Consider the following 6,129-nt stretch of genomic DNA (forward strand, 5'->3'; position numbering starts at 1 on the left):
CGTGGCTATTGTAGCACAAAAGCGAAAACTTTTCAACATGGTGTCGTATGACTGAATCGAACTTATTTGTATCCGGCGGCAGACGGCGAGCGGGCAGCCTCGTCTGCCTTACCAACGCCGCGCTGAACCTGCTGCTCTTTCTGCTCAAATTCACCGCGGGGATCATCGCGGGCTCGGTCGCCGCGACCGCGGACGGCTTCAACCATCTGGCGGACGCCTGTTCCTGCGTGCTCGCCGCCCTCGGTTTTTGGTTGAGCGGTAAACGACCGTCGCGCCGTTATCCCCTCGGCTTCGGACGGATCGAATACCTGTCCGGACTCTTGATGTCGCTGTTGATCCTCTTCATCGGCGGAAAAATGCTCTGCTCCTCCGTGATCCGCATCATCCATCCGCGTCATATCACCTACAGCCCCGTCCTTTTGATCATCCTACTGATCTCGGTAGCAGTCAAGGGCGGGATGTACCTGTACAACCGGCATAAAGCGAAGCTGCTCCGCTCATCGGTCATCAAAGCGGAGGCGGTGGATTCGCTCAGCGACTGCTGCGCGACGATCCTCATCATCGTCGCCGTGATCTGTGAGAAGCTGACGGGTCTGCATATTGACGGCTGGGCGGGGATACCCGTCGCGCTGTGCATCCTGTACGCGGGGATAATGTCCGCTCACGACGGCGTCGCCCCGCTGTTGGGCAGCGCAATCGAACCGAAAACCGCTCGTATGATCCGACGAATCGTAACGGATATCGCTCCCGAGAACAGAGTCACATGGCTTATTCTGCATGATTACGGTCCCGAGCGCAGGCTGATCACCTTCTACCTGATCGGTGATAACAGCGCTGAGATCATTTCCGAAATCCGTAAAAGAATCAAGCATCAGCTGAAAGCGGAAGCGATCATCTGTCCTATAACATCCGAGAATAAAAACGATGAAGGCTGCCAACACTAATATCGTAGAAAACAACAGGAGCGTGAAAGCATGAACATAAAGCGCGGCGATATCTATTACGCGGACCTCAGTCCCGTAGTAGGCAGCGAACAGGGCGGGATCAGACCGGTGCTGATCATCCAGAACGACGTAGGTAACCGTTACTCCCCCACCGTCATCGCGGCGGCAATCACCAGTAAACAGAGCAAGAACAAGCTGCCCACCCATATTGCGATCGAAGCAGGCGACTGCGGGCTGCACAAGGACAGCGTCGTACTGCTCGAGCAGGTTCGTACTCTTGATAAAAGGCGATTGAAAGAGAAGATGGGTTCGATCGACTACCGCTCGATGAAGGCGGTGAACCAAGCGCTGTCCGTCAGCTTCGGTCTGATCGGATGATTGCCGGAATTAATATAAAAAATCAGACCGGCTCGGCGCGTGAAGCGTGAGCCGGTCTTTGACTGTAATGATCGATCAGTCTGAAGTATAAGGTAAGAGAGCGAGCTGACGAGCACGCTTGATAGCGGTGGTCAGCGCACGCTGATGAGCAGCGCAGGTACCTGTCACACGACGGGGCAGGATCTTAGCACGCTCGGACATATAACGACGCAGACGAGCGATATCCTTATAATCGATATACTCAACCTTGTCCACGCAGAAGCCGCATACCTTACGGCGGCGTCTGTTACCCATAGGTCTATCAGCCATGTTGGGTTCTCCTTTCGTATCATATTGAACAGCGGTTGTTGACCGTGTTCAGATTAAAGTTACATTCATGTTTATATCTTTCTCAGTCGAGAAGGACATCAAAACGGCAGATCATCATCCAGGGGCATGACCTGGAAATCATCGGCGGAGCCTGCGGAATAGGCCGCGGGCTGAGGCGCTGGCTCGGGGGCGATCTGAGAACCGCCGTAAGCGTTCGCGCGCGGCGCCTGTGAATAACCGCCGCCATAGGTGCCGGAGTTATCACGGCGCTCGCCGGTGAAGCTGACGTTATCAGCTACAACCTCGATCGCGGTACGATTCTGTCCGTCCTTCGTCTGGTACTGACGGGACTGGAGCTGACCGTCAACTGCGATCAGGGAGCCCTTGGAGAAGTTGCGGCATACGAACTCAGCCGAGCTGCGCCATGCAACGATGTCAAAGAAATCAGCCTGACGTTCGGCACCCGCCTTGACATAGCTGCGATCAACAGCGATGCGGAATGAGGTTACGGAAATACCGCTTGTTGTAGTTTTGAGCTCAGGATCAGCCACGAGGCGACCCATCAAGATAACTCTGTTAATCATAGTAATAATCCTTTCGTTCCGGCGTAAAGCCGTAAAAAACTTTATTCGTCAGTTATGGCGCTTATTCAGCAGCTTCTTCGGCAGCGGGAGCTTCCTCGGCGGGAGCCTCTTCAGCCTGGGGCTCTTCCTCGGCGGGAGCCTCGGAGACCGCGGGCTTACGGATGATCAATGAGCGGATAACGCCGTCGGTGATCTTATAGATACGATCCAGCTCTGCGGGGAACTCAGCCTCAGACTCGAAGTTCATCAGCACATAGTAGCCCTCAGCCTCTTTGTTGATCAGGTAAGCCAGCTTGCGCTTGCCCCACTCGTCAACACTCTGCAGAGTAGCATGCTTCTCGATGAGAGCCTTGAACTTCTCGATCAGAGCCTGGATACCTTCCTCGCCCTGCTTCATTGAAAATACCATTACAGTCTCGTAATTCGCTTTCAATGCCATGTTTACACCTCCTCTTGGACATTTGGCGCTGTACTGATCAATACAGCGCAAGGTTAATTCTTCTGTTATGAGCATAGAATCACACATAACAGGAGTATTATAATTGAATTGATAACGTTTGTCAAGTTTTTTCTTCAAACATTATTTGTACTGTTATTTATATACAATAGGCAGCTCGTACTCGTCAAATTTTACAGTAGTACCGATGTGGTACGGATTGGGCATTTCGACAAGATAACGCTGGATATATGTTGCGTCGGTAATATCCAGACCGTCACCGTTGATATCGGCGGCTCGCACATAGATATACGGTAACGGCATATCGTTGAGCTTACGCAGTATCACCGCTACATCAATAGAGGAAACATCACCGTCGCCGTCTGCGTCACCGCGGATATAAGTGATCACAGCGGAGAACGCGCCGATCGCAGTTGTAAATAGCATTATCACCGCCAGTAATAAGCTGATGATCATTCCTGTCTTTTTCATATTAGTCCTCCATTTTAATTGATTAACCTTCTGTATCATTCAGATACGGATAGTTAAAATATTAAGGTTCATGGTACTAAGATAGTTGACCGACTTCGCCATTCCGCAAACCATTCGGATTCCGATATTTGCAGCGGGGTCGGAGCTCTCATGCAGCTTGATCCACTCGGTAGGATCGAACGCCCTGCAGTTATCGCGGAATCTAAGGATCCAACCGTCCCGGATACGGACAACGCGGATATCAAGACTGTTGTTTTTTCCGAGTGCAAAGCCGTATTCGGCGGTATTGTTACCGAGCTCCTCAACAAAGAGCGACAGCAGATAGCGCTGTTTTTTATCGGAGCTCTTGGTTTCACAGAATCGAGCAACAGCACGTGATACGTCATTGACCTGACTTTTATCGGTGATCGAAACCTCAAAGGTATCCTCCTCATCGGCTCCGAACGGTTCCTTGAGGAACAAGAAGTCCTTCATCCGATAAGGTACGCCGCGCTTGAACACGCCGGCAAGCACGATGATCGCGGTCAAGGTAAGCGCCTCGCCGATAATAAAAGAAATCCATACGGCGTCGGTATCGAGAATACCGACCAGCGAAAGCGCAGGTATCACGATAAAGACAAAATTCTGCAAAAAGCAATAGATATTGGACAGCCCCATGCGCCTGAGACCCTGTGTATAATTGACAAAGGCGTTGTTGATTCCGTAAAGGATAAGACTGACGGCATAAAAGCGGAGACCGCGCGCCGCAAGCTCGACCATCTTAACGCCGTTCTCATTCTTGAATACATCGGCAACCAAGTCCGCCGAGAAGAACAACGCAACAGCCAGAGCCGTACCGATAATCAGCGCCGTCTTAAAGGTAACTCTCACCAGATGGAGGGCTCCGGTACGATCCTGTTCGCCCAAAACCATCCCGGCGATCATCGCACAGGTCATTCCGACGCCTACCAGCGTGCTGGAGGTAAAGTTATATACGGTATTCAGCACGCCCAGCGCACCTACCGCCGTACTGGACAGAGCAGTCGCAACAAGAATTCGGTTCAGCACGATATTGCGCAGCATCGCAGAGCCCGAGCCGACAGCGGACGCAGAACCGGTTACAAAGATATCGCGGAGATCGGAAAGCTGCAGGCCCTTGAAGCTGAACTTGAAGATGATATCCTTCTTCACAAAATGAAGCAGCATGATAACCAAAGCGATAAAATAGCTGATGGTCGTCGCCATACCCATACCGAACATGCCGCCCTTGATAACGAGCGCGTTGAGAAGATCACCCGCTACGTCCAGTACCGTCATAACGGCAACGGCGACTATCACGCGGTTCGCGTCGCCGTCAAGACGCATCAAAGCATTAAACTCAAACAGAAAAATAACCGACGGCAGCGAGAAAACCATGCCGAGCAGATAATCCGACGCATACGGCAAAAGCTTCGCAGAATCCCCACGTGCTCCGAGGAATACGACGATGTTCTCTCTGAAAATAATAATCACCGACATCAGAATCACCGAGATCGCGACAGTGATCACCATACACATCGAAAAGGCACGTCGGGCACCCTTAGCGTCACCTGCACCGAGACGTTGAGCACAAACGACCTGCGCTCCGGTAGCAAGCACGCCGCTGAAGATCGTCGCCATGTTTACAACAGGCGTAACAATACCGTAAGCCGCCATACTATCGGGTCCGAGAAAGCGGCTGATCACGATACCGTCGATAACGATACCCAGCATCGCAGCTATTGCCGCTGCAATAATACTGATGACCGAGCTGAGAAAAAGCTTATTGATGATTTTTCCGTCAGATTTCATATAAGTCCTCTTTATCCAGAAAGATATCAATTGTTTATTATACCATAACTCCGAAGGAGATATGGTATAATCAGCCATCGCCCTTGTCGCGAAGCGACAAATCGGGCGGGCATATAAATTTGTATAATAACCGGATTTATTCGGTTATTATACCATAACTCCGAAGGAGATATGGTATAATCAGCCATCGCCCTTGTCGCGCAGCGACAAACCGGGCGGGCATATTAATTTGTATAATAACCGGATTCATACGGTTATTATACCATAACTCCGGAGGAGATATGGTATAATCAGCCATCGCCCTTGTCGCGCAGCGACAAATCGGGCGGGCATATAAATCTGTATAATAACCGGATTTATACGGTTATTATACCATATATTTAACCAAATGTCACCACAAAAATACGCTTCAAGGTACAATTACATACCGTTTTATAATTGTTCATTTTCCGAAAACAAACGATATTGTCCGTCGAGCCATTCAGCCAGAGCAGCAAAGCCCTCTTCGGAGATATCAAAAGTTTTTTCCTGCTGAGAAGTCTTTTCGATCCTATTTTTACAGAGCTTCTGCACGCAGCATGAAGCCTTGAAGGATGGATCGTCGCTGCTTCCTTCGACGCTTACCCTGTAATTAAAGCTTGCGCGATCGATGATCCCTCTCTCGGGATCTGTTCCCAGAGAACCTGTATAGGTATTGGTGATCATCCATCCGCCCTGAGGTTGGTAAAACCAACTTCTCGTAGGTAAAGTTACTGTCACTGTTTTAACTCCAAAATATGATTTATACTCATCCAAAATAAAAAGATCGAATCAAATATCAGTGATTTATGACTGTATTTCAAACAGCACGGCGCCTGTCAGCGAGCCCGATAAAGCTATACGAAATACAGTGTAAAAGATGATATCGGTTTTTTATTTCGGATTGGTATTTTATATAGTTTACACTATTTTGTCGGTTGTGACAAGCGGTTTCCGAAAGATTTCTCAAAATGCTGTACCTTACCGTTTTGAGACGTTATTATACTAATATTCAATTAAAAGCTTTAACAAATTTATTAGTGGGATATTTCGCAGAGCAAGGCGGACGACGCAGGCAGGCTGGCGCCTGTCACTTCCGGGGTCCCTACAACGCCTCGCGTTGTGGGGAGAGGAGGAGTCGCGGCACGAGGTCAAGGCA

8 protein-coding genes are annotated in these 6,129 nt (G+C 49.9%); 2 read left to right on the forward strand and 6 right to left on the reverse strand.

The window, feature by feature from the left end:
* Positions 1-47: 47 nt before the first annotated feature.
* Positions 48-944 (forward strand): cation diffusion facilitator family transporter, encoded by an 897-nt coding sequence (locus R2I50_RS06475; protein WP_316608345.1) that lies wholly within the window; start codon positions 48-50, stop codon positions 942-944.
* Positions 945-974: 30 nt separating this feature from the next.
* The gene (locus R2I50_RS06480) at positions 975-1,322 is read left to right on the forward strand and encodes a type II toxin-antitoxin system PemK/MazF family toxin (protein WP_316608346.1); all 348 of its coding nucleotides are present in this window, start codon (positions 975-977) and stop codon (positions 1,320-1,322) included.
* Positions 1,323-1,397: 75 nt separating this feature from the next.
* On the opposite strand, the gene rpsR is transcribed toward R2I50_RS06480, so the two are convergent.
* The 6 genes from rpsR to R2I50_RS06510 all read right to left on the reverse strand — a co-directional run bounded on the left by rpsR (position 1,398) and on the right by R2I50_RS06510 (position 5,711).
* Complete coding sequence (rpsR, locus tag R2I50_RS06485; protein WP_310753539.1) at positions 1,398-1,631, reverse strand: 30S ribosomal protein S18; 234 nt, start codon at positions 1,629-1,631, stop codon at positions 1,398-1,400.
* Positions 1,632-1,729: 98 nt separating this feature from the next.
* Positions 1,730-2,215, reverse strand: coding sequence for a single-stranded DNA-binding protein (locus tag R2I50_RS06490; protein WP_316608347.1), 486 nt, complete (start codon positions 2,213-2,215; stop codon positions 1,730-1,732).
* 61 nt (positions 2,216-2,276) lie between these two features.
* Positions 2,277-2,654, reverse strand: a complete 378-nt coding sequence (rpsF, locus tag R2I50_RS06495; protein WP_316608348.1) for a 30S ribosomal protein S6 — start codon at positions 2,652-2,654, stop codon at positions 2,277-2,279.
* A 153-nt stretch (positions 2,655-2,807) separates the two neighbouring features.
* A complete protein-coding gene (locus R2I50_RS06500; RefSeq protein ID WP_316608349.1) occupies positions 2,808-3,143 on the reverse strand; it encodes a dockerin type I repeat-containing protein in 336 nt (111 codons plus the stop codon).
* 39 nt (positions 3,144-3,182) lie between these two features.
* Entirely contained in the window at positions 3,183-4,952 is a 1,770-nt protein-coding gene (locus tag R2I50_RS06505) for an MATE family efflux transporter (protein ID WP_316608350.1), read from the reverse strand.
* A gap of 432 nt (positions 4,953-5,384) precedes the next feature.
* A complete protein-coding gene (locus tag R2I50_RS06510; RefSeq protein WP_316608351.1) occupies positions 5,385-5,711 on the reverse strand; it encodes a hypothetical protein in 327 nt (108 codons plus the stop codon).
* Positions 5,712-6,129: the final 418 nt, after the last annotated feature.

Origin of the sequence: uncultured Ruminococcus sp. (assembly GCA_902785355.1) — a bacterium.
In the GTDB taxonomy this organism is placed as follows: domain Bacteria; phylum Bacillota; class Clostridia; order Oscillospirales; family Acutalibacteraceae; genus Ruminococcoides.